The sequence below is a fragment of the Dyella sp. genome (genome assembly GCF_035277725.1).
Classification (GTDB): domain Bacteria; phylum Pseudomonadota; class Gammaproteobacteria; order Xanthomonadales; family Rhodanobacteraceae; genus Dyella_B.
Map to the genome: position 1 here is coordinate 1 of NZ_DATEJY010000223.1, position 24,034 is coordinate 24,034.

At 60.4% G+C, this 24,034-nt stretch carries 15 protein-coding genes; 13 read left to right on the forward strand and 2 right to left on the reverse strand.

Annotated features, from left to right (window positions below):
- Nucleotides 1-3,080 (reverse strand): WD40/YVTN/BNR-like repeat-containing protein (locus VJR68_RS18730; protein WP_324150142.1); only part of this gene is annotated, 3,080 nt, incomplete at its 3' end.
- 369 nt (nt 3,081-3,449) lie between these two features.
- On the opposite strand from VJR68_RS18730, the gene VJR68_RS18735 reads away from it, so the two are divergent.
- The 12 genes from VJR68_RS18735 (at nt 3,450) to VJR68_RS18790 (ending at nt 20,318) form a co-directional block, all read left to right on the forward strand.
- Nucleotides 3,450-5,618, forward strand: coding sequence for a TonB-dependent receptor family protein (locus VJR68_RS18735; protein WP_324150143.1), 2,169 nt, complete (start codon nt 3,450-3,452; stop codon nt 5,616-5,618).
- A 130-nt stretch (nt 5,619-5,748) separates the two neighbouring features.
- Entirely contained in the window at nt 5,749-8,970 is a 3,222-nt protein-coding gene (locus VJR68_RS18740; RefSeq protein WP_324150144.1) for a hypothetical protein, read from the forward strand.
- 240 nt (nt 8,971-9,210) lie between these two features.
- Nucleotides 9,211-9,444, forward strand: a complete 234-nt coding sequence (locus VJR68_RS18745) for a hypothetical protein (protein WP_324150146.1) — start codon at nt 9,211-9,213, stop codon at nt 9,442-9,444.
- Entirely contained in the window at nt 9,441-9,836 is a 396-nt protein-coding gene (locus tag VJR68_RS18750) for a type II toxin-antitoxin system VapC family toxin (RefSeq protein ID WP_324150147.1), read from the forward strand. The genes VJR68_RS18745 and VJR68_RS18750 overlap by 4 nt, the downstream gene beginning before the upstream one ends.
- Nucleotides 9,837-10,104: 268 nt before the next feature.
- Nucleotides 10,105-11,745, forward strand: a complete 1,641-nt coding sequence (locus tag VJR68_RS18755) for an OFA family MFS transporter (RefSeq protein WP_324150148.1) — start codon at nt 10,105-10,107, stop codon at nt 11,743-11,745.
- A 74-nt stretch (nt 11,746-11,819) separates the two neighbouring features.
- Nucleotides 11,820-12,320, forward strand: coding sequence for a formate dehydrogenase subunit gamma (locus VJR68_RS18760; RefSeq protein WP_324150150.1), 501 nt, complete (start codon nt 11,820-11,822; stop codon nt 12,318-12,320).
- Nucleotides 12,317-13,876, forward strand: coding sequence for an NADH-quinone oxidoreductase subunit NuoF (locus VJR68_RS18765; protein WP_324150151.1), 1,560 nt, complete (start codon nt 12,317-12,319; stop codon nt 13,874-13,876). Before VJR68_RS18760 ends, VJR68_RS18765 begins: the two co-directional genes overlap by 4 nt.
- 149 nt (nt 13,877-14,025) lie before the next feature.
- Nucleotides 14,026-16,905, forward strand: coding sequence for a formate dehydrogenase subunit alpha (gene fdhF / locus VJR68_RS18770; protein WP_324150152.1), 2,880 nt, complete (start codon nt 14,026-14,028; stop codon nt 16,903-16,905).
- Nucleotides 16,886-17,743, forward strand: a complete 858-nt coding sequence (fdhD, locus tag VJR68_RS18775; protein ID WP_324150153.1) for a formate dehydrogenase accessory sulfurtransferase FdhD — start codon at nt 16,886-16,888, stop codon at nt 17,741-17,743. Before fdhF ends, fdhD begins: the two co-directional genes overlap by 20 nt.
- Entirely contained in the window at nt 17,740-17,973 is a 234-nt protein-coding gene (locus VJR68_RS18780) for a formate dehydrogenase subunit delta (RefSeq protein ID WP_324150154.1), read from the forward strand. Before fdhD ends, VJR68_RS18780 begins: the two co-directional genes overlap by 4 nt.
- A 493-nt stretch (nt 17,974-18,466) precedes the next feature.
- The gene (locus VJR68_RS18785) at nt 18,467-19,567 is read left to right on the forward strand and encodes a hypothetical protein (protein ID WP_324150155.1); all 1,101 of its coding nucleotides are present in this window, start codon (nt 18,467-18,469) and stop codon (nt 19,565-19,567) included.
- Complete coding sequence (locus VJR68_RS18790) at nt 19,557-20,318, forward strand: hypothetical protein (RefSeq protein WP_324150157.1); 762 nt, start codon at nt 19,557-19,559, stop codon at nt 20,316-20,318. The genes VJR68_RS18785 and VJR68_RS18790 overlap by 11 nt, the downstream gene beginning before the upstream one ends.
- A gap of 266 nt (nt 20,319-20,584) precedes the next feature.
- Here the strand turns inward: VJR68_RS18790 and VJR68_RS18795 are convergent, their stop codons facing one another.
- Nucleotides 20,585-23,782 (reverse strand): TonB-dependent receptor, encoded by a 3,198-nt coding sequence (locus VJR68_RS18795; protein WP_324150158.1) that lies wholly within the window; start codon nt 23,780-23,782, stop codon nt 20,585-20,587.
- Between the two features lie 42 nt (nt 23,783-23,824).
- Between VJR68_RS18795 and VJR68_RS18800 the strand changes: the two genes are divergently transcribed.
- Nucleotides 23,825-24,010: a hypothetical protein gene (locus VJR68_RS18800; protein WP_324150159.1), complete on the forward strand. Its 186-nt coding sequence runs from the start codon at nt 23,825-23,827 to the stop codon at nt 24,008-24,010.
- The last annotated feature ends 24 nt before the right edge of the window (nt 24,011-24,034 follow it).

Genomic DNA, 24,034 nt, shown 5'->3' on the forward strand with positions numbered 1-24,034 from the left:
TTGTCGTTGAGCGCGGCAAGATCCTGCTGCTTCAACTTCTGCCATTCATCCAGCGTCGAACCCAGCGTCTTCGACAACGTGGCATACGAGGTCTGCGCATCCGGGCTCGGATCCGCATCGGCGCCATCCACCGCCGCGAGCAGCGTTTCCAGATTCATCGCCAAGGCGCGCAGGCTATCCGTACGGCTTGGCGGCGATCCGATCGTGTTGCGCGGATCGGCATGCAACGGCATGCCTGACACATCCGACGCGCGCGATATCAACGCCGCAACCTGATCATGCACGGCGCCGCTGGTATGCGATTGCCGATCATCCAGCGCCTGCAACAGTTGTTTCGCCTCGGCGCTGGCCTTCGCCACCTGGCCCGCAGCCGTTTCCACCTTGATGGCCAAGTCGAATTCGCGCTGCATCGCTGCTACCGAAACAGTCACGCGCGGATCCGGCTTGACGACCAGCGGCTGCCGGTAAGTATGGCCATCGACGGATAGCTCCACCGTGTAGTTGCCGGGCACGGCCCACACGCCATCCTTCTGGTGGCGGCGCCCCTCTTCACCCTTGCCGGCGTAACGCAGGTTCCACACGAAGCGATGCATGCCGGGCGTAGTGTGCAACGGCGTGGGAATCGGCACCCATTCCGGCGCGAATTCCAGTTTCGCCGGATCGAGCATGGGTGGTTTGTCGTCGCTGCTGAAACTGCGCACTTGGTTGTTCTGCGCATCCAGGATGGTCAGCGTGACCGGACCTTTGACGTGTTGCGGCAAGGCGTAGTCGATCATCGCGCCATCGGGCGGATTTTCCGCCAGCGGCTCGTCCTTCGGCATGGGCGTGCCGGTAAACGCGGGATGGCGCACGCGATACGCATCGGCCGGCTTGAACAGCGTGGCCGCCTGCGTGCTGGCGCCGTCCATCTGCCGCAGCGCCGTCACGTCGTCCATGATCCAGAAACCGCGGCCGTGCGTGGCGATCACCAGGTCATCCTGATGCACGTCGATATCGCGCACCGAGGTCGATGGCAGGTTCTGTTGCAATGGCTGCCAATGCGCGCCGTCATCGAACGACACGAACATGCCTTTTTCGGTGCCGGCGTAGAGGAGGCCTTTGCGAACCGGATCTTCGCGCACCACATTCACGAAGCTGTCGGCCGGAATGCCGTTGTCGATGCGTTGCCAACTCTTGCCGCCATCGGTGGTGCGATAGATATACGGCGCATCGTCATCCAGCCGATGGCGATCGATGGCGAGATACGCCACATCCGCGCTGAAATGCGACAACTCGATGCCGCCCACTTTCGACCATGGCGTCAGCGCGCCCGGCGTGACGTTGCTCCAATGCGCGCCTTCGTCGCTGGTACGCCACACCAGGCCATCGTCCGTGCCGACCCACAGTGATTTCGCATCGAGCGGCGAGGGCGCAATGGTGTAGATCACGCCGCGCTGCTTGTCGATGTGATTGTCATCCGCGGCCGTCGGTGCATCGAGCGTGGCTGGCACGCCGGCATCCGGGCGCGTGAGGTCGGGACTGATCGGCGCCCAATGCTCGCCGCCATCCGATGTGCGGAACAAGCGTTGATTGGCGAAATACAACACTTTGTGATCGCGCTTGGAAAACTGCAGCGGCAGCGTCCATGCCGCGCGGTAATGCGCAGCGGGATAGGCCAGCGTGGGATCGACGCTGCGCACCTGGTCGGTACGCATATCGAGCTTGTCCACGCGCCCGCCGTAGACGATGTCGTGATCATCCGGATCTGGCGCAATCATGTCGCTCTCGCCGCCGGGCGTGAGTTCATGGAACTGCTGCATGGTGATGCCGTCGTGACTGTTGCTGCGGCTGGGCAGCGACACTGCGCCGGAATCCTGCTGCGCGCCATACACCCAATACGGAAAACGGTTATCGGTGCTGACGTGATAGATCTGCGCGGTAGGCTGGTTGTACCAGCTGCTCCACGTGGTGCCGCCGTTGAGCGTGATCAGCGTGCCCTGGTCGATGCCGAGAATCTGACGGTTCGAATTGGTCGGGTCGATCCACATCTCGTGGAAATCGTCACCGGTCGGATCGCCTTTCAAGGCGATGAACTGCTTGCCGCCGTCGTCCGAGCGCAACACGATGGTGTTCATCACGTAGATGCGGTCGGCATTCTTCGGATCGACCGTGAGCCGGTTGAAATACCAGCCGCGCTGCCAGATGCGCTGGTCGTCGGTGACGTGCTTCCAGTGTGCGCCGGCATCGTCGGAACGGTAGAGGCCGCCTTCGCCATTGGCCGCATCGATCAACGCATACACGCGGTTGGGGTCGCTGAGCGCGGTCGCCACGCCGATGCGGCCGGGGTGTGCAGCAAAGCCGTTGCCTTGGACTTGCGTCCAATGCGAACCGCCATCGTGGGAGACATACAAGCCGCTGCCCGGTCCGTTCGAAGGCGGGTACACGCTCCACGGCGGACGACGGGTCTGCCATAACGAGGCGTAGATAGTGTTCGGATCATCCGGCTTGAACGCCATGTCGATCGCGCCGGTGTCGTTGTCCTTGAACAACACCTTGTCCCAATGCTGGCCGCCATCGGTGGAGCGAAACACGCCGCGTTCCGCATTCGGGCCGTAGGCGTGGCCGAGCGCGGCGACGTACACCACGTCCGGATTATGCGGATCGACCAGAATGCGCCCGATCTGCCGCGTGTCGTCCAGGCCGATGTGCGTCCAGTGCTTGCCGCCATCGGTGGATTTGTACATGCCCTTGCCATGCGCGATATCCGAGCGCATGTCCGCTTCGCCGGTGCCGACGTACACGGTATCGGGCCGCGATGGCGCGATGGCGATCGCACCGATCGAGCCGACATGTTCCTCATCGAAGATCGACTGCCAGGTGCGGCCGGCGTCGTTGGTCTTCCACACGCCGCCATCCACCGCACCAAAATAGAAATGGCGGTCGTCGCCGGGAATGCCGGTAACGGCCAGCACGCGGCCGCCGCGGAAGGGGCCGATCAGGCGCCAATGCAGATCCTGGAATAAGGAAGGATCAACGGTGGCGTGGGCGGCGAGAGCAGTGGTAATGCCGAAGGTGAGTAAAGCAAGGCGGCGCAGTTGCACGGGCGGTATCTCTTGCTGGGGAGGCTTTGCTCCCTCTCCCCTCCGGGGAGCGGGTTGGGGTGAGGGGACGCTCCTGCCTCAAGCGCGCCTATAGGGCGCAATCTCCGATGCCGTCATTCCCGCGCAAGCGGGAATCCATGTCGATCTTGCGGCAAAAGGCCAGATGGATTCCCACTTGCGTGGGAATGACGTCCGTGTGGTGACGCGAAGTTGCCCCTTACCCGAACCCTCTCGTCAAAGAGGAATGGGAGTACTCGCCACACTGTAACGCCCTCATCCAGGATTCCAAAGGGTAAACCGATGGCATATAGCCAAGCGCGGCAACATGCGCGATAAGAGGCGGCTCCCTCGTCGTCGCCTGGATCCCGCATGTTGCCGTTGCGCCGCGCCGCGCTGCCGTTTGCCTTGTTGCTGTCGTTGGTTTCCCTCGCAGCCTGGTCGCAAGATGATGATCAGGCCACCACCAGCCGCAAGACTACCAAGCTGCCCGCGGTGAGCGTCCACGCCAACGACTGGCGCAAATACCAGCAGGCCAAACTGCAATATCAGATGCCGGAAGTGGACGGCCCCAAGATCACCGTCACCAGGAAAACCACGGTGACGCATCTGGAAAACCAGCCCACGGTGATCGGCAACAATCTCAACCAGGCACTTGCACGCACGCCAGGCGTGCTGGTTTCCGAACAGCCGACGCCGACGCAGTTCAACTTCAGCTATCGCGGCATCGGCAATCCGCAGGAATCGGAATTCGTGCTGGTGATGCAGGATGGCATCCCGATGGAAGGCGACTGGATCGGCTTTCCCACGCTGTACGCGTTTCCGATGACGCAGAGCCTGTCGGAGATACAGCTCATCCGCGGCGGTTCCAGTTTGCTTTATGGACCGGAGCCGGCACCGGTGATCAACCTGGTTTCCAAGCGTCCGGCACCGAACACGCCGCTCAGCATGAGCACCGAAAACGTGGTCGGCGAGCATGGCCTGTTTTCCAGCTACAACGTGATCGAGCGCAATCAGGGCGCATGGGCGTTCCGCGCCGATGCAGGCTACGTGCATAGCGATGGCACGCGCGCGAATGACGGATCGCAGAATCGCCAAGCTGACTTTTACCTGGCCTACAAACCCGACGAACAGCAGCAATGGTGGCTGGATTTCCACGCGATCAGCGCCGTCTCCGGCGATGCCGGCCGGTTGAGCTATACGCAATGGCGAGAGGACCCGCGCACCGTTACCACGCCTTACAACCGCGACTGGGTGAACCGCGATCAGCTGGTGCTGGGCCACACGCATGATTTCGGCAACCAGTGGTCGCTGGATGCCAAGCTGTGGTTTACCTACCAGGACCTGGTCAGCCGTGCAGCGAAAGCGCAATTGCCTGGCCAACCGCCGCCGAGTACCACCACGTTGCAAGACGAAGCCTTCCGCACCTACGGTGCCGACGTGCGCTTGCGCAAGAACTGGGGGCATGGCAATGCCTTCACCATCGGCACGGTGATGTACTACGGCAGCGATCCGTTCCGGCAATGGAGCAGTACGGATCTGATGGTGGCGCCGGACGACCGCAGCGGTAAGCCAATCCTCAATCAGCGCCGCAATTCGCAGTACAACTCGCTATTTGCGGAGAACGTGTTCCGCCTGCCGCATCGCATTCATATCGTGCCGTCGGTACGCCTGGAGCGTGAACGCATTTCCATGGATGAAACCGTGCGTCCGCCATTCCTGTCGCGCCCGCTGATCAAGGAAACCGATACGCGCCAGCTGCCGTTGTTCGGCCTGGGGCTGGGCAATGATTTCGGCCACGGCAACGAAACCTACTTCAACGTGTCGCAAGGCTGGCGCCCGCTGCGCTTTTTCGACGTAGCGCCGCCTTTCAGCAATTTGCTCGAAGGCCACGCCGCGCAGTTGTCCAAGTCGGTGTCGTGGGAGGCCGGCGTGCACGGTGCGCCCGTCACGGGTTTGTATTACGACGTGAGCGTGTTCTGGATCAATTTCCGCAATCGTCTGGAGACGCAGTACATCAACGCGATCGACACCGTTTACGTCAACACCGGCAACACGCGCAGCCGCGGATTGGAAGCGCAGCTCGATTACGATTTCTTCGCGCCGAAAGAGCTGGCCACCGAAGGCCAGCATCTGGAAACCTTCTTCAATGCCAGCCTGCTCAACGCCAGGTTCGTCGCCAGCGCCATTCCTGGCCAGGTGGGAAAAACACCGGCGTTTTCGCCGGATTATCTGATCAAGACCGGCGTGACCTGGCGCAACGAACGCGTGAAGCTCAGCCTCACCGCGGTGTCGTCAGCGGCGCAGTACTGGCAGGATTCCAATCAATCGTACGGCAGCGGCATCACGTATATGCCGGCGCGCATGCCGGCGTATACGGTGGTGGACGTAGCGTCGGATTGGCAATTGAATCGTTCACTGCGCTTGCTGGCGGGTGTCAGCAATCTCGGCAACCGGCATTACTTCGATCGCGTTTGGCAGAATGGATTGGAGCCGGCGTTTGGCAGGACGTGGTACACAGGGTTTGCGTTGACGTATTGACGTAGGTTGGGGTGCGAACCCCAACATCGCCATGCATGGTCATGGTGCCATGTTGGGGTTCGCACCCCAACCTACAGCCGCGTGCCATCGCAAGCCACATTGGCTCATCTCTATTGCAGCGGGAGTTCACATGTCGACACGCTCTCTTCTCCGTCCTCTTTCCGCACTTGCCTGCGCCTGCCTGCTCGCCAGCGCACTCCCGTTGCATGCGAACACACCGGCAGCATCGAACCATGCCAGCGACGCATTGCAATGGCGCCTCGTCGGCCCGTTCCGCGGCGGTTGGGCGACGATGGCCGCCGGCGATCCCGCCAACCCCGATACCTTCTATATCGGCACTGCCGGCGGCGGCGTGTGGAAAACGACGGACGCTGGCCGCACCTGGCAGCCGACCTTCGACAACGTGCCCACCGCACCCATTGGCGCGATTGCCGTGGCGCCTTCCAACGCCAACGTGATCTATGCCGGCTCTGGCCAAGTCGCCGCGCGCTACGACGTCGCTGCCGGCAACGGCATGTACCGCTCCGATGACGGCGGCAAGCATTGGCAGCACATCGGCCTTGCCGAGGGCAAGCACATCGGCCGCATCATCGTCGATCCGCATGATGCCAACACCTTGCTGGTCGGAGTGCTTGGCCATTACTTCGGGCCGAACCGGGAACGCGGCGTCTATCGCTCCATCGATGGCGGCAAGACCTGGCAGCAGACGCTGTTTGTCGATGCCGATACCGGCGTGGTGGATCTCGCTGCCGACCCGTCCAATCCGGGCATCGTCTACGCCGCGACGTGGCAGGTGCGCAACTATCCGTGGCTGTCCTACTTTCAGCCGAACGCAGGGCCGGGCAGTGGTTTGTACAAATCCACCGACGGCGGCGTGACCTGGAAACGCATCAGCGGCAACGGCTGGCCGGCCGGCACGCTGGCGCGTATCGGCATCGCTACCGCAAGCGGCAATCGCGTGTATGCCGTGGTGAACTCCGCCAGTCCGCGCAAGGACAGTGGCCTGTATCGTTCCGACGATGGCGGCGCCACCTGGCAAGCGGTAAGCCATGAATCCTGGCAGCCGAATGATTACTTCAGCCGCATCACCGTCGATCCGCAAAATCGCGATCGCATCTATTCGGCCGGACAATCCATCCGCCGTTCCGACGACGGCGGCAAGCACTGGGATATCTTCAAAGGTGCGCCGGGCGGTGACGATTACCATTTTCTGTGGATCGATCCGCGCGATTCGACGCGCATGATTGCCGCCAGCGACCAAGGCGCTGTCGTTACCGTCAACGGCGGCAAGAGCTGGAGCAGCTGGTACAACCAGCCCACTGGGCAGTTCTACCACCTCGCCACGGATAACCAGTTCCCGTATTGGATTTATTCCGGCCAGCAGGATTCAGGCACCGTCGGCATTGCCAGCCGCAGCGACTACGGATCCATTTCCTATCGCGACTGGCGCCCGGTGGGTGGTGACGAGCGTGACTACGACGTGCCGTATCCGGACGATCCCAACATCGTGTTCGGCTCCGGACTCGGTGGACGTGTTTCGCGCTGGGATCGCCGCACGGGCGTCGTGCAGAACGTTACCGCGTGGCCGGTGAGCAGCTACGGCCAACGTCCCACCAACTTCAAATACCACTACACCTGGATCACGCCGATCGCGTTTTCCGCGAAGCCGCCGTATGCGCTCTATCTCGGCGCACAGGTGTTGTTCCGCAGCACCGACCAAGGTCAGCATTGGGATGTGATCAGCCCTGATCTCAGCGCCAAGAAAGAAGGCGCTACCGACGGTTGCCAGGGCAATCCCAATGCACAGCAGGCGCGCGATTGCGGTTACGGCGTGATCTACAGCATCGCGCCGTCGCCCTTCAGCAACGATGAAATCTGGATCGGTACCGATGACGGCTCCATCCAGTTCACCCGCGATGGTGGCAAGAACTGGCAGAACGTGACGCCGCCAGAGCTGCCGCATTGGGGCATCGTCAGCTCGCTCGATCTGTCGGCGCTGAAGCAAGGCACCGCTTATGCCGCGGTCGACAATCATCGCCAGGATGATTTCCGCCCGCACGTATGGCGCACGCACGACTACGGCAAAACCTGGACCGATATCGCCGCCGGTCTGCCGCAGGACGATTTCGTAAGCGTGTTACGTGCAGATACGCAGCGCGACGGCTTGCTGTTTGCCGGTACCGATCGCGGCGTGTACGTGTCGTACGACGATGGCGCGCACTGGCAATCGCTGCAACGCAATCTGCCTACCGCATGGGTGCGCGATTTGACCATTCACGGTAACGACCTGGTTGCCGGCACGCAGGGCAGGGCGATCTGGATTCTCGACGACATCACGCCGCTGCGTCAGGCCGGTGTCGACAGCGCACGCAAGACCGCGCTCTACACACCCGCCGATGCCGTGCGTGTGCGCGCCAACGAAAACAAGGACACACCGCTCCCGCCCGACGAACCGCTCGGCCAGAACCCACCAGCCGGCGCCGTCATCGATTACCAGTTGGCGAGTGCCGCCAAAGGCCCCATCACGCTGGACATCCTCGACAGCGACGGCAAAACGGTGCGCCACTTCTCCAGCGCCGAGAAAGCGGAAAACCTGCCGGCCGAGCGTTACTTCCAGAAAGGCTGGCTGGGCACGCCGGAAAAACTCGGCACCAGCGCCGGCATGCACCGCTTCGTATGGAACCTGCGTTATCCGCGCCCGGAAGCTCTGCTCTACGGCTACAGCATTGCCGCCACCTGGGATTCCGACACACCGCTTACACCCGAAGGTCCGCTGGCGCTGCCCGGCAAATACCAAGTCGTGCTCACTGTGGACGGCAAATCCTATCGCGCACCGTTGAACGTTTTGCCTGACCCACGCGTCCCCATCGACCAGAACGCACTCGCCGAAGGTTTGGCCTTCTCACGCGATGTCGGCACAGCGCTTCAACAAGTCTGGCAAACCCATGGCGAAGTGGATGCGGTGCGCAACCAGCTCGATGACGCAGAGAAAAAAGCCGGCAGCAACACCCCGCTGCATGAAGAGATCGACAGCTTCCGCAAGAAGACCGATCCACTCGTCTCCGGGGATAGCGAAAACTCCACCAACCTCGAAGCCATGAACGATGCGCTCACCGCCATCGCCAGCGACGTGGAAGGCGCCGATCGTGCCCCGACCGATGGACAGCGGCAGGCGTTTGCCGAATACAAGGCGAATCTCGACAAGGCCGCTGCGCAATGGCAATCCATTCGCAGTGCAGATCTGCCCGCGCTCAACGCAAAACTGCACGCGGCAAACATCAAAGCCATTGCGGTGCCGGCGGCGAATCAACTTCACGCCGAAGGACCGGCTGATTCGGATGACGTTCCCTAGTTCAGTGGGATATCAGCTTCGAACTTGCCATGGACTCCGCCCTTCGCCGAAATGACGACGTGCCAACGATCGAACATCGGCATGTAGCACGTAGGCTGGGATGAAAATCCCAGCTTTGTTTTTGGATGGCGATGCTGGAATTTCGTCCCAGCCTACGTGGGGCACTCGATAAAAATGACTTGTTGTGCTAGTCATAATTTGGCTAAAATTATGACTACGTCTGATGACTAGAGAGCGACGATGGAAGGCAACCAGGTTTCCAAGTCTGAATTCAAGGCAAGGGCGCTTGAATTCTTCCGACAGATTGAGGCCTCCGGCGAGAGTGTGGTTGTGACCGATCACGGCAAGCCCGCCTTGGAAGTTCGTCCGTATCGCGGGGGCGACCGCAATCCACTTGACGTGCTACGCGGCTCGGTTATCCGTTATAGCAACCCGATGGCGTCGGTAGGGGTAGCGTGGGAGGCGGCGCGGTGATCGTTCTCGATACGCATGCGCTGGTTTGGTGGGTAAACGGCGATGATGCTCTGAGTACAAAAGCCAGAAAGGCTATTGAGCGTGAGCTGGATGGCGGTGAGATCGTGATTTCCGCCATCTCAGCCTGGGAAATCGCGATGCTGGTAGAGCGCGAAAGGCTTGTGCTGTCGATGGATGTCGAGAGCTGGCTTAGTACGGTGGCGCAAATCGAGGCGGTTCGTTTTATTCCTGTGGACGTCGAAATGGGTGTGAAGTCAGTAAATTTGCCCGGTGAATTTCATAATGATCCAGCCGACCGCATGATTGTAGCGACTGCACGCAAGCTGGCTGTTCCACTCGTGACGCGCGACGAAAAAATTCGCAGCTACAAGCATGTCAAAACCATCTGGTGATCAGGCCTTGCGAGATGACACGTAGGCTGGGATGAAAATCCCAGCTTTGTTTTTGGATGGCGACGCTGGGATTTCATCCCAGCCTACGTGGTGCGGGCGGTGGTTCTTGTGCCTAAAACTCCGTCCGGGTGATGCGCGCGGTGTGCTGCGCAGCAGCAGCCCCTCGAATGGCGTCACCGTTGTAACCATTCTTCCCATGTATTTGAGCTAGAGTCGGGCGGTCCGCTTATGCGGCATATTGTCTCAAGCGAGCCATGGGGAAACGAGCATGACAGTAGTGCCTGAATCTGTACCGGCGTCAGGGGGAGCGACGTCAGGTTTGTTGGCAAGGGAACGCACCATCGCAGGACCTCGTTTCAATCGCTGGTTCGTGCCGCCGGCGGCGTTGGCCATCCATTTGTGCATCGGCATGGCTTACGGTTTTTCGGTGTTCTGGCTGCCGATGAGCAAGCTGGTGCCGGGTGCACCGAGTTGCGAAAGCCTTGGCTTTTTCGCGCAGTTGTTTGCCGCGTCGTGCAATTGGACGGTGCCTGCCGTCACGCATATCTTTGAAACCTTCATCGCCATGCTCGGTATTTCCGCCGCAATCTGGGGTGGATGGCTGGAGCATGCCGGGCCGCGCAAGGCCGGCTTTATCGCAGCGTTGTGCTGGGGCGGTGGCCTGGTGATCGGTGGCATCGGTGTGTCGATGCATCAGTTGTGGCTGGTGTTTCTCGGCTGCGGTGTACTCGGCGGCATTGGCCTGGGGTTGGGTTACATCACGCCGGTATCCACCTTGATCAAATGGTTCCCGGATCGCCGGGGTCTGGCGACCGGCTTCGCCATCATGGGTTTTGGCGGTGGCGCCATGATCGGTGCGCCGATCGCCGTGGCGTTGATGGCACGTTTTGCCCACGGTGAAGTGGCGGGCGTTGCCAGCACCTTGATGGTGATGGGTATTCTTTATTTCATTGCCATGGTTGCCGGTGCGTTCGGTTTCCGCGTGCCGCCCACCGGCTGGAAGCCGTTGGGTTGGACGCCGCCGCCGGCGACCAACACGCTGATCACGACCAAGCACGTGCATCTGAATGTCGCGTGGAAAACCCCGCAGTTCTGGATGTTGTGGATTGTGCTGTGCATGAACGTGACGGCGGGTATCGGTGTGCTCGCCATGGCCAGCCCGATGTTCCAGGAGGTTTTCGGCGCGCGTCTGTTGGGCGTCACGACGGCTACCGCATTGACGGTGGCGCAGAAGGCGTCGATCGCAGCGGCGGCAGCCGGCCTGGTGGGTCTGATCAGCCTGTTCAACAGCCTTGGCCGTATCTTGTGGGCGTCGGCGTCGGATTTCCTTGGGCGCAAGAACACGTATGTAGTGTTCTTCGTGCTCGGCATCCTGCTGTATTGCAGCCTGCCTTCGCTGGGACACATGGGGCTGGCCGGTGTGTTCATCATTGCGGTGTGCGTGATCCTCTCCATGTACGGCGGCGGCTTTTCCACCGTACCGGCTTACCTGGCGGATATTTTCGGTACACAAATGGTCGGCGCCATCCACGGCCGCCTGCTGACGGCATGGTCGGTGGCGGGCGTTATCGGGCCGTTCTTGATTGCCGCGCTGCGCCAGGCGCAATTGGATGCCGGTGTCGCCAAGAACCTGGTGTACGACCGCACGCTCTACATCCTGGCCGCCTTGCTGTTGATTGGCCTTATCGCCAATTTAATGGTCAGGCCGGTCAAGGAAGCGCACCATATGACCGACGAGGAACTTGCGCGCGAGCGTTCGCTGCAGCACGAAGCGCATGTGACGGCGAATGTTGATCAGGCGGCACGTGGTGGCTTCGGCATTGTGGGTGTCATCGCGTGGGCACTGGTGGGCATTCCATTCCTGATTGGCGTGTGGATCGCGCTGAGCAAGGCGGCCGCGTTGTTTTGATGCGCGGCCTGCTCCCTCCCCTGCGTGCAGTAGGGGAGGGAGCAATAAAGAAAACCGGTGAGGATTGATTGGTGATGAAACCCGCAAAAGCCATCGCATCGCTGCCGCCGATCGATGACAGGATCCGCGACGCCGTACTCGATGTCACCGCCAGGCTGAAAGATCAACCCGGCGCGTTGCTCCCCATCCTGCACGGCGTGCAGAACGCCTTGGGTTACGTCCCCGAAGAAACCATCCCGCTGATCGCGCGCGAACTCAACCTGTCGCGCGCCGACGTGCATGGCGTGGTCACGTTCTATCACTACTTCCGCACGCATCCGGCCGGCCAGCGCATCATCTATCTGTGCCGCGCGGAATCCTGTCAATCGATGGGCGCGGCCAAGCTGGAGCAGCATGTGAAGCAGCGGCTGGGCGTGGATTTCCATCAAACCACCGTAGACGGCACATTCACGCTGGAACCCGTGTATTGCCTCGGCAACTGCGCGTGCTCGCCGGCCATGATGGTGGATGGTCAATTGAAAGGCCGCATGACGCCGGAAAGCTTCGATGCATGGCTGCTGTCGGAGGCGAAATGAGCGTTACTGTTTACGTGCCGTGCGATGCCAGCGCCGTGTCGCTAGGCGCCGATGCCGTGGCCAAGGCGATCGAATGCGAAGCCGGTTCGCGCAACCTTGACGTGCATATCGTGCGCAACGGTTCGCGTGGCCTGTACTGGCTGGAACCGATGGTGGAAGTGGCAACGCCTGCCGGCCGCGTTGCGTACGGCCCGGTGCAAGTGACCGACGTGATGGGTCTGTTCGATGCCGACTTTCTGCATGGCGGTGTAGATGTGTTGAAGCTTGGACTCACCGAGGAAATTCCTTGGTTGAAGAGCCAGCAACGCCTTACCTTTGCGCGCGTCGGGGTGATCGATCCGCGCAGCCTGGATGATTACCTGGCGCATGATGGTTATCGCGGACTTGCTGCGGCATTGAAAATGGAACCGGCGGCAATCGTGCAGGCCGTTACCGATTCGGGCCTGCGCGGCCGTGGTGGCGCCGCGTTCCCAGCCGGCATCAAGTGGAAGACTTGCCTGGATGCAAGCGCCGACCAGAAATACATCGTCTGCAATGCGGACGAGGGCGATTCCGGCACGTACTCCGACCGCATGATCATGGAAGGCGATCCGTTCGTGCTGATCGAAGGCATGACCATCGCTGGGCTGGCAGTAGGCGCCACGCGTGGCTATATCTATCTGCGCGTCGAATACCCGCACGCGCAACGCGCGCTGCAAGCGGCCATCGATACCGCCAAGGCGCGCAGTTATCTCGGCGACAATATCTGCGGCAGCGGCAAAGCCTTCCATCTGGAAGTGCGCATGGGCGCAGGCGCTTACATCTGCGGCGAAGAAACCTCGCTGCTGGAAAGCCTGGAAGGCAAACGCGGACAGGTGCGTTTCAAGCCACCGTTGCCGGCGATCCAGGGTTTGTTCGGCAAACCCACGGTGATCAACAACGTGATCACGCTGGCGACGGTTTCGATCATTCTCGATCGTGGCCCCGCGTTCTATCGCGATTACGGTACGGGCAAATCACGCGGTACGCTGCCGCTGCAGCTGGCCGGCAATGTAAAGCAGCCGGGATTGGTGGAACGCGCTTTCGGCCTTAGCTTGCGCGAGCTGATCGAAGGTTACGGCGGCGGTACTGCGACGGGTCGCCCCGTGCGCGCGGTGCAGGTCGGCGGTCCGTTGGGTGCGTACATCCCCGCATCGCAATTGGATACACCGATCGATTACGAAGCCTTTGCCGCCATTGGCGGCATGGTGGGCCACGGCGGCGTGGTGGTGTTCGACGATACGGTCGACATGGCGGCGCAGGCGCGTTTCGCGATGGAGTTCTGCGCGATCGAATCGTGCGGCAAGTGCACGCCGTGTCGTATCGGTTCTACGCGCGGGGTGGAAGTGATCGATCGCATCGTGGCGGGTGATGCGGCGGAGAAGGCGCGCAATGAAGTGTTGTTGCGTGATCTGTGCCAGACCATGGTGGCCGGTTCGCTGTGCGCGCTGGGTGGCATGGCGCCGTTTCCGGTGTTGAGTGCGCTGGATCATTTTCATGAGGATTTTGCGCGTGAGAAGCAGCAAGAACCATCATGATGTCTTTGCTCGTCGCCCCGGCGCAGGCCGGGGTCCAGCGACTTTCGTGGGTTGAAAGTCACTGGGTCCCGGCTTTCGCCGGGACGACGGATCGGGTTTGTCCAACTGTTTGCCAGTTGGGTCATGTGATGCATCGGAGGTAGTCAAACATGCTGTCCATCGTCGACATCGACCGCGGCACCCCCGCCGTTACCTCGGACAAGCAGGTCGCGCTGGAAATCGACGGCCGCAGCATCCGCGTGCCGGAAGGCACGTCCGTGATGCGCGCCGCCTCGCAAGCCGGCATCAACATTCCCAAGCTGTGCGCCACCGACATGCTGGATGCCTTCGGCTCCTGCCGCCTGTGCCTGGTCGAAATCGAAGGTCGCAAGGGTTATCCCGCATCGTGCACCACGCCGGTGACGGAAGGCATGAAGGTCACTACGCAAACGCCCAAGCTGGCCGAGATCCGCCGCGGCGTGATGGAGCTGTACATCTCCGACCATCCGCTGGATTGCCTGACCTGTCCGGCCAACGGCCATTGCGAATTGCAGGATATGGCCGGCGTGGTGGGCCTGCGCGAAGTGCGCTACGGCTACGACGGCGAAAATCACGTTTTTGCTAGGACGAAAAGCGGCGAGGTCAACCCGCTTTTTGCGCCCAAGGACCAATCCAACCCGTACTTCACCTTCGATCCATCCAAATGCATCGTCTGCTCGCGCTGCGTGCGCGCATGCGATGAAGTGCAGGGCACGTTCGCGTTGACCATTCAAGGGCGCGGCTTCGGCTCCAAGGTGTCAGCCAGCCAGGACAACGTGTTTCTGGATTCCGAATGCGTATCGTGCGGTGCCTGCGTGCAGGCATGTCCCACCGCAACATTGTCGGAAAACTCGTTGATCGAGCTTGGCCAGGCCGAACACAGCATCGTCACCACCTGCGCCTATTGCGGCGTGGGCTGCAGTTTCCGCGCCGAGATGAAAGGCGAGGAGGTCGTGCGCATGGTGCCGAACAAGGACGGCCACGCCAATCATGGCCACTCCTGCGTGAAAGGGCGCTTTGCCATCGGCTACGCCACGCATCCCGATCGCATCAACATGCCGATGATCCGCCAGAAGATCACCGATCCTTGGCGCATCGTCAGCTGGGACCAGGCGATTGCGCATGTCGCCAGCGAGTTCAAGCGGCTGCAGGACAAATATGGCAGGTTCTCGATTGGCGGCATTACCTCCTCGCGCTGCACGAATGAAGAAACCTATCTGGTGCAGAAACTGGTGCGTGCCGGTTTCGGCAACAACAACGTGGATACCTGTGCACGCGTCTGCCATTCGCCCACCGGTTACGGCTTGAAGTCGACCTTGGGCGAATCGGCCGGCACGCAGGATTTCGATTCGATCCGCTACACCGACGTGGTGCTGGTGATCGGCGCCAATCCCACCGATGCGCATCCGGTGTTCGGCTCGCAGATGAAGCAGCGCCTGCGCGCGGGCGCCAAGCTGATCGTGATCGATCCACGCCGCATCGACCTGGTGCGCACGCCGCATATCAAGGCGGACTATCACTTGAAGCTGCGGCCCGGCACCAACGTGGCCATGCTCAATGCCCTGGCGCACGTGATCGTTACCGAGGGGCTGGTCGACGAGGCCTTTGTCGCAGCGCGCTGCGAAAAGCCTGCCTTCGACAAGTGGCGCGCGTTCGTTGTACGAGAAAACCATAGCCCCGAAGCGATGGAAGCCGAAACCGGTGTGCCTGCAGCGATGATCCGCAGCGCGGCCCGTCTATACGCCACCGGCGGCAACGCGGCGATCTATTACGGCCTGGGCGTCACCGAACACTCGCAAGGCTCCACCGCCGTGATGGGCATCGCCAACCTCGCCATGGCCACCGGCAACATCGGTCGCGAAGGCGTGGGTGTGAATCCGTTGCGCGGGCAGAACAACGTGCAGGGTTCGTGCGACATGGGTTCGTTCCCGCACGAGTTTCCCGGCTATCGCCACGTAGGCGATGCGACAGTGCGTGCATCGTTTGAAGCGGCCTGGGGCGTGCATCTGCATGACGAACCGGGCTTGCGCATTCCCAATATGTTCGAGGCCGCCATCGACGGCAGCTTCAAGGGTTTGTACATCGAAGGCGAAGACATCGCACAATCCGATCCCAATACGCAGCACGTGACGGCTGCATTGGAGGCAATGGAATGCGTGGTGGTGCAGGACCTGTTCCTCAACGAGACCGCCAAATTCGCGCATGTATTCCTGCCTGGCTGCTCGTTCCTGGAAAAAGACGGCACCTTCATCAATGCCGAACGCCGCATTTCACGCGTGCGTAAAGTGATGGAGCCTAAGAACGGCTACGCGGATTGGGAGGTCACCCAACTGCTGGCCAATGCGATGGGTTATTCCATGCACTACACGCATCCCTCCGAGATCATGGACGAGATTGCGCGCCTCACGCCTACCTTCCAGGCCGTGAGCTTCGAGAAGCTCGAACGCCTCGGTTCGATCCAATGGCCCTGCAATGAAGAACATCCGGAAGGCACGCCAGTGATGCACGTTGGCGAGTTCGTGCGTGGCAAAGGCCGTTTCATGCTCACCGAGTACGTGCCGACGTCGGAGAAGGTCAACGCAGCGTATCCGTTGATTCTCACCACCGGCCGTATCCTCAGCCAATACAACGTGGGCGCGCAGACGCGCCGCACCGCCAACGTGGCGTGGCATGACGAGGATCGCCTGGAAATCCATCCGCACGATGCGGAGGAACGCGGCATCGGCGAAGACGATTGGGTAGGCATCGAAAGCCGCGCTGGGCAGACCGTGTTGCGTGCACGCATTTCCGAGCGCATGCAGCCGGGCGTGGTGTATACGACGTTCCATTTCCCCGGTTCCGGAGCCAACGTCATCACCACCGAGAACTCGGACTGGGCTACCAACTGCCCCGAATACAAGGTCACGGCCGTGCAGGTGACGCGCGTCAATCAGCCTTCCGAATGGCAGCAGCGTTACCAGGCATTCTCTCAAACGCAACAGGCTTTGTTGGATGCAGCCGAAACGTCCTGATTCCATCGGCCTTGATCAAGGTCGCGGCTATGTAACGCGCCAGGTGGATCGCTATCGTCGCGGCGAGCACGAGCTGGTGAGCGATGCCATTACCGAAGAAGTGCCGGTGGCGATGCTCTACAACGACGTGCCGTTCGCCGTGATGATGGTGACGCCATTGAATCTCGAGGATTTCGCGCTGGGCTTTTCGTTGAGCGAAGGCCTGGTGGCGAAGCCGGAAGATCTCTTGTCGATGGAAGTGCGCCCGCGCCTGGAGGGCGTGGAGTTGGCGATGCACGTGGCATCCGACACCGTCAGTCAACGCACCGGCGAAGGTGGCGAGCGCTTGCTACCCGGACGCAGCGGTTGCGGCCTGTGCGGTGCGCGCATGCTGGAAGATGCCGTGCGCCATCCTGCTCCTGTAGGGCATGGACCGCGCATCGAAGCTGCCGCGCTGGAACGTGCCTTGGATGCGTTGCAATCCATGCAACCGATCAACAGCGCGACTGGCTCCGTGCATGCCGCAGCCTGGATCGACGTTGACGGCAGCATCGTGCTGGTGCGCGAAGACGTCGGCCGCCATAACGCCTTGGATAAATTGATCGGCGCCATGGTGAACGCACGCCTCGATTCGCAGCAAGGTTTTCTGCTCGTCACCAGTCGCGCGAGCTATGAAATGGTCACCAAAGCCGCCAGCGCCGGCATCACCGTGATGGCGGCGATTTCCGCGCCGACTGCGCTGGCCATCCACCTGGCCGAAAGTACGCACATGACGCTGATTGGTTTTGCGCGACCGGGCGGTTATGTCGTCTACACCCATCCGCAGCGCTTGCTGCACGCTGCAGGAGCAACGGCATGAATATCGAACGTCTGGTGGCGATGGTGAATGACATCGGCCGTTACTTTGCCGCCGAGCCGGATGAGGCGTTGGGTGTGGCGGGGATTGCCGATCACCTGAAGCGTTTCTGGGAACCGGGGATGCGCAAGCAGATCGTGGCGCATCTGGCAGCCGGCGGCGAAGGTTTGGAACCGCTGGCGAAAAAAGGGATTGCGCGATTGGCGGAGATCGACAGTAAGCTGCATGCATGAGCCGAAAGGCGAACCTCAACGCCGTTGAGCGCATCACGCCACGTTGGGGTTCGGCCACGCCTCACCCCAACCTACAAAATCACGCCAGCCGTAGGCTGGGATGAAATCCCAGCATCAATGACCCCCACCGAAGCTGGGGTTGCATCCCGGCCTGCGACTTCGATTAAGGCGCATCCAAGACCAGAAGGTGCTTCAATCGAGTGGGAAAAGCTGACGGCATAAGTGTCATTGTCTGATAACACAGGCATGGCTCTTTCGCTACGGTCATAGCAACCGGTCAGCCAACGCAAAGCCCATGCAACAGCCCACCCCCACCTGCGGTTACAGCGCGCCACCTTCAACGCCACGTGTCATTCGCCTGCGTGAGCTAGGCCTCGAGCAAGTCCATCACGTACTGACACCATCCTATGCCTGGCTTGATATGCGTTCGACCGTGGAATCGTTGCTCTCCACGGGTAAGCCATGCCGTGACTCGCGATGCTTCGGAGCGGAAATGCTGGTCGAAGAAGTCCAGTGGTCGATGGGCGAGCGCGGTAGGTACTATCCGACGATGCGTCAGCAGGATCTTCGCATGGAAGCCTGTCGAAGGCTTCTTCATTACGGCGACTTCGTAGTACTGGGGCGTGCCTTCGACCGGATAGTCGACATCGACAGCGATGCGAGTCGACCCGAGCATCGGCGTTGGGTCATTACCGGCTTTGGGCGCACGGCAGACAATGCACACGCATTGTTGTGGCATGTGGAGGAAATTGAGCGGCGGGAGCGGGCGAGGACGGCGGTGAGGATGCTACCTCCCCTCATGGTCACACCCGACGATCAATTCAACGAAGACTACGCCAACCTTTGGCATTGGTCCGTGCTCAATCATAGGCAGGCTCCCCCCGCGACGGCATCGCAATCTGAACTTGATGCGTATCGCAACGAACAACTTCGTGCCAATTCGCAGGAATGGCACGATTACGGTGTGCGTCGAAGTGAAATGATCCCAACGACCGTCACGATGAAAGAGTTCAATCCGAAGACTGATACGCTCATCGTGAATAGCGAAGCCGAGGCAGGGCGCATGCTGCGTGGAATACTTGGTCCAAGCGCAGATGGCGCGATTTCATTGAATCCGAGCCTTGATGCTGGCAGGGTGGCATATTCGACGCATCCTTTTGCCAACCGAGACGGTATCAGCACAAGCGGAATGGATGTCGTAGGTAGGATATTGATTGCTGATCCCGAAAAATTCAAAAGTGCTGTGGGAGCGTATGGTATGTACGTGCAGCAGCAGAATGGCGGCTATAACAGCGATTCACTTCATGCGGCGCGCGAGGCTTACTTGCCGGAAGGCTTTCAGACGCGAGTGCGTGCCGAGCGTACCTACGTGGCGGTACAGGGTGTGCTGGATTTGGCTTCTTTATATACTGATGTAAGGAAAAATTACGGAGATCTTTCAAAAATTGGTCAGGTCATGGTCTACAAGGATTCGGAATCTAACAAGCAATATTTCGAGGTTATAAAAAATAACGCAAACTCCGGGCCTTCACGAGTCCTTAGTAGTGACGATTACTATCAGGACATTATGATGGGCATGCGAGATGCGAAATAAGTTTCGCTTCATGGCAATTTTTTCTGCGGCCATACTGGTGGCGGTGTCTTCCGGGCTGGTTGTTTCAAGTAAATATTCAAAATCCCTGGCGTTGCGGTGGTTTATTAGTTACGCGCAAGGAGATGATGCCGATGCGCGGCGGGCTGCGGAACGCCTGCGATGGCTTGACAGTAAACGCTCTGCCTATGCGCTAGCCCAAATGGCGATGTCTGACGCTTTCTCAATGACAGGAAGGCAAAGAACCGAAACCCTTGGTCACTCGCTTTCCGCTTTGGAGAAGAGGGGCCCGTATGGCGATGATGGCTATTGGTTTTTCTGGCGAGAGGCTGCTCTCGCATCTTTGCTTGGTGATCGTGAAAAAGCGAAAAGATACTTGCACGAAGCATGTGGCCGAAACCGTGAAAAGGCAGGCCTTGATGACAAGGCTTGTCTGAATGAGGCGTATCGTTCAAGCAAAGAATCAATGCTTCGTTCCACGGTTCTTCGGCACGACGCCATGCGTCTCTATGAAGTCGTGGAAGTGGCTCGTGTCGTTGGTGGGCTTGACAACGACGAGATTGTCTTTGATGAGGCGTTGGTGATGATTGCCTTTAATACAGGCGAAGCTATTGAAAAGCGCGGCGAGCTTTTCAAAGATGGAAAAATGACGCCGAAGCGTGTCGAGGAGTTTGATAAGGTCTTGCGACTCAGCGAGGAACCTATCGCACCCTTCACGATCCAGTCTGCGACATCATCCGTGTCTGCATTGTAATAAAGCCTCAAACTTGCGCAGCGTAGGCTGGGATGAAATCCCAGCATCAATGACCCCAACCGAAGCTGGGGTTGCATCCGACTACTAGCGCTATATGAACCACGACATCGCCCAGCCAGATGCCACGTTAGGGTTCGGCTGTGCCTCACCCCAACCTGCAAAATCACCTGGCGCTGATAAAAAGCCGCCGCCGGCATGCACACGTGCCGGCGGCGGTAACGGGGACAAGCAAACATCGGCGAGGCTTGCGTGTCGCTGGGGAAGCGTCAGAAGTTGGCGCGGAATACGAGTTCGTAGCGGCGGTCGGTCATGAACAAGGCACGCGTGTACAGCCGCCAGTCGGTGAAGCCGTTGATGTAGGTGGTGGGGCCCATCAGCACCTTCTGTTCGGTGTTGGTGAGGTTGTTCATCTGCAGGCCCAACTGCAGGTTCTTGTTGATGTGATAGAAGATCGACGCATCCAGTTGGCCCGAGGCGGCGTTCCACATCGGCAGGTAGGTGTCGCCCGAATCGACCGGCGTGATGAGGTAGCGGCTGCGCCACGACCAAGCCAGGCGCGCGGACCAGTTGCCGCGTTCATACATGCCGGTGACGTTGTAGTTGTGCGGCGACAGGCCCTGCATGGGCAGGCCCGGGTTGGTAACCACGTCGCTGGATGGGCACGAGCCGTTGCCATGGTTCGGGTCGCATGACGTGGTGCCTTGCACCTTGCTGCTCTGCAGGAAGGTGTAGTTGGCCTGCACGCCGAGTCCCTTCAGCGCGCCGGGCAGGAAGTCGAAAAATTGCGAGTAACCGAGTTCGGCACCCTTGACGGTGCCCTTGCCGGCGTTGACGGGGCCGCTCACCGCCACCGGTACGCCGTCGATGATCTGCGTGTGCACTTCGGTAGTGACGTAGTTGGAGATGTTCTTTTTGAACACCGTGGTGTACAGCTCGCCGGTGGGCGCGAAATACCATTCCAGCGCGGCATCGAACTGGTTGGCCTCCATCGGCTTCAGCGTGGGATTGCCGCCCGTGCTGGCGTTGAAGCCGGCGAGCCTTGCCTGCTGGCCGCCGCCGGCTGCGGTCCATGACGTACCGATCACCATGTACGAGTTGAGCTGGCTGATGGTGGGGCGGGTAATGGCCTTGGAGGCTGCCAGGCGCAACTGCAGGTCATCCGTCAGCTTGAAGCGCAGGTTAAGGCTGGGCAGCAGGTTGTGATAGCTGTAGGCGCCATTGATCGGTGTGGTGGCGCCGTTGAACAGTGCCATCTGCGCGGGCGTGATGCCCACGGGATTCTGGATGGTGTCGGACGACGGGTAGGTGACGGAGCCGTTCGCATTCAAACTGGTGCGCACGAAGCGCATGCCGATATTGCCATCGACGGGAATGCCCAGCGCCGTGTCATTGCCGAAGTACAGCGAGGCATAGGCGGCTTGGGTCGATTCATGCATGTAGTCCGCGCTCATGCCCGAACCAGGGGTGCATACACTGCCTTGGGCGGTGCTGAAGATCTGCGGACACCAGCCGCCGGCACCACCGTTCATTTCAAGCGCACGCAGCGCCGGAATCGCGCCGTAGTAGTTCCCCACCAGCGCCATGGTGGGAAACACCAGCGTGCTCGGCAGCCTGGTTTGTCCGCGGAAGAAGTTGCTGAAGGTGAACTGCTGCTCCATCCATGCCGGCACGTTGTTGGTCCAGTCCAGCGAAGCAGGGCCGGTGTAGCCGCCTTGCCAGACCTGGCTGATCGGCCCCCAGTTGTAGCTGCTGCTGTTGTTGCTGCTGTAGGTGTTGTGGCTGGTGAAGCGCACGCCGACGCGGAAGTACTGCAGCCAGTTGCTGTCCTGGAAGTTGTATTCGAGATCGGTACGCACCGCGCGCAGCATGGCGTAGTCGTATTCGAGGTGGTCCAGTGCCGCGCCGAGATAGTAGTTGGCGTAGTTGGTCAGGCTGTTGGGGTTGCTGGTGTTCGACGGGATGTACTTGTACGTGCTGTTGTTGAGCAGTGTCAGGCTCGGCGCGCCGCTGCCTATGCTCACCTCGGACGGCGGCATGTAGAACTGGTTGTACACCGTGAAGTCCAGGGTGTTGGCGGTGGACTTGACCAGCTGTATCCCGCCCGACCAGATCATGTTGTCGTTGATGTTGTACTTGAACGTGTTGGTCCAGTCGGTAGTGCGCACGAACTGGGTCTGCTGGCGAGTAAGCGCGTAATAGTTGGGGCCGCCGATCGGCGGGTAGCCGGTGTTCAACGTGGCCTTGGCTGGCCCGGTACCGCCGCCTTGCCACGACGCGGACACCATGTCGCCGTTCTCATACACGCCGTTGTCATAGCTAAACGCCGTACCCGGCACCGGGATCATGTTGTAGTAGTTGCCCTCGTTGGCCTGCACCTCGTGTTCCTGCCACTGCAGGCTGTAATTGGAGCGGAAAAAGCGAGAGTCGAACTCCAGGTTGTTGGTCGGCCGCCATTGGAAGGCGGCATAAATGCCAGTGCGCCTGCGCTGCAGGTCCATCTGGTAATAGTTGATGTCGCCGGGAATGGCCACGTTGCCCGCGGTAGTGGTGGGTTCGCACGGGCAGTTGCCGAGATTGTTCTGAGGTTCGAGCAGGTAGGGATTGACCTGGATGCCATCCGTGCGCGAGGCCAGTTCGGAGAACGACACGTCGAACAGCACGCCGAATTCACCGAGGTTTTCGGTCTTCCAGCGGTTGCTGTACAGGAACGATGCGGATGGTTTGCTCCGCTTGGACATGTCGCCTTTATTGATGCCGGTCGAGAAGGCTGCGACCTGGCCTGGCGCGTCAAATGGCATGCGCGTGCGCAGATCCACCGTGCCGCCGATGCCGCCTTCGATAAGCTCCGCGGACGGGTTCTTGTAGACGTCCACGCCTTGCATCAGCTCCGCCGGCACGTCTTCGAAGCTCAGCGCACGGCCATTGTTGGCCGAGAAGCTTTCGGCGCCGTTGAGCAAGCTGGCGACGTAGGGGAGGCCGCGAATCAACACGCCACTACCTTCGGCGGAGGGGTGATCCGGATCGTCATCGGCCAGATAGTGGTCGACTGTCACGCCGCTGATGCGCTGCAGGGTTTCGGTCACGCTGCGGTCGGGCAGGGCGTTGATGTCGGTGGCGGTCACCGAGTCGATGATCTGGTCGGCGTTCTGTTTCAGTGATTGCGACGACTCCAGGCTGGCGCGGATGCCGGTGACGGTAACGCCGGCGAGGTTCTTGATGTCGTTGGGTTGCTCGGTTTTTTTCTTCCTGGCGGGATCGGCCTTGGCATCGGTGGTAGCTGGTTTTTGCGCGGTTGCGTCGGCGGCAGGGCCGGTGTTTTGTGTTTGCGCCAAGGCCATGGCCGGTACGTCCAGCAGCGCCAAACCCAAGGCGATGGCAACGGCCAGTCGACGGCCGGACAACGAAACAGTGGCAGATGGATACGCGCCACGCTGCAACCCCAAAGCTTGCCTCTTGCTCTTCATCTTCGACACTCCCCTCGTCGGTATGCAAAGGCCGTTGCTGGCGTGTACCAGCCGGCTTATGTGTTTTTCATCGTCATGCCGGACCTGGCCCGTGAAACATTCGGCAAGGCGCCCCCCGGCGCCCGCCTTGGGCTTGGCGTAGTGGATATGACGGGTTATGCAGGCACAATTACGAAACAACGGATGAACTTTAATGATTTTTCGTTTGCATTCGCCGCATTGGGTTAGCGCTACCAATCCCATGATTTATGG

Coding starts and splice junctions, on each gene's coding strand:
- VJR68_RS18790 (WP_324150157.1), top strand. CDS start 19,557: ATGCGAAATAAGTTTCGCTTCATGGCAATTTTTTCTGCGGCCATACTG.
- fdhD (WP_324150153.1), top strand. CDS start 16,886: ATGCAGCCGAAACGTCCTGATTCCATCGGCCTTGATCAAGGTCGCGGC.
- VJR68_RS18780 (WP_324150154.1), top strand. CDS start 17,740: ATGAATATCGAACGTCTGGTGGCGATGGTGAATGACATCGGCCGTTAC.
- VJR68_RS18760 (WP_324150150.1), top strand. CDS start 11,820: ATGAAACCCGCAAAAGCCATCGCATCGCTGCCGCCGATCGATGACAGG.
- VJR68_RS18785 (WP_324150155.1), top strand. CDS start 18,467: ATGCTGGTCGAAGAAGTCCAGTGGTCGATGGGCGAGCGCGGTAGGTAC.
- VJR68_RS18755 (WP_324150148.1), top strand. CDS start 10,105: ATGACAGTAGTGCCTGAATCTGTACCGGCGTCAGGGGGAGCGACGTCA.
- VJR68_RS18745 (WP_324150146.1), top strand. CDS start 9,211: ATGGAAGGCAACCAGGTTTCCAAGTCTGAATTCAAGGCAAGGGCGCTT.
- VJR68_RS18735 (WP_324150143.1), top strand. CDS start 3,450: ATGTTGCCGTTGCGCCGCGCCGCGCTGCCGTTTGCCTTGTTGCTGTCG.
- VJR68_RS18765 (WP_324150151.1), top strand. CDS start 12,317: ATGAGCGTTACTGTTTACGTGCCGTGCGATGCCAGCGCCGTGTCGCTA.
- fdhF (WP_324150152.1), top strand. CDS start 14,026: ATGCTGTCCATCGTCGACATCGACCGCGGCACCCCCGCCGTTACCTCG.
- VJR68_RS18740 (WP_324150144.1), top strand. CDS start 5,749: ATGTCGACACGCTCTCTTCTCCGTCCTCTTTCCGCACTTGCCTGCGCC.
- VJR68_RS18795 (WP_324150158.1), bottom strand. CDS start 23,782: ATGAAGAGCAAGAGGCAAGCTTTGGGGTTGCAGCGTGGCGCGTATCCA.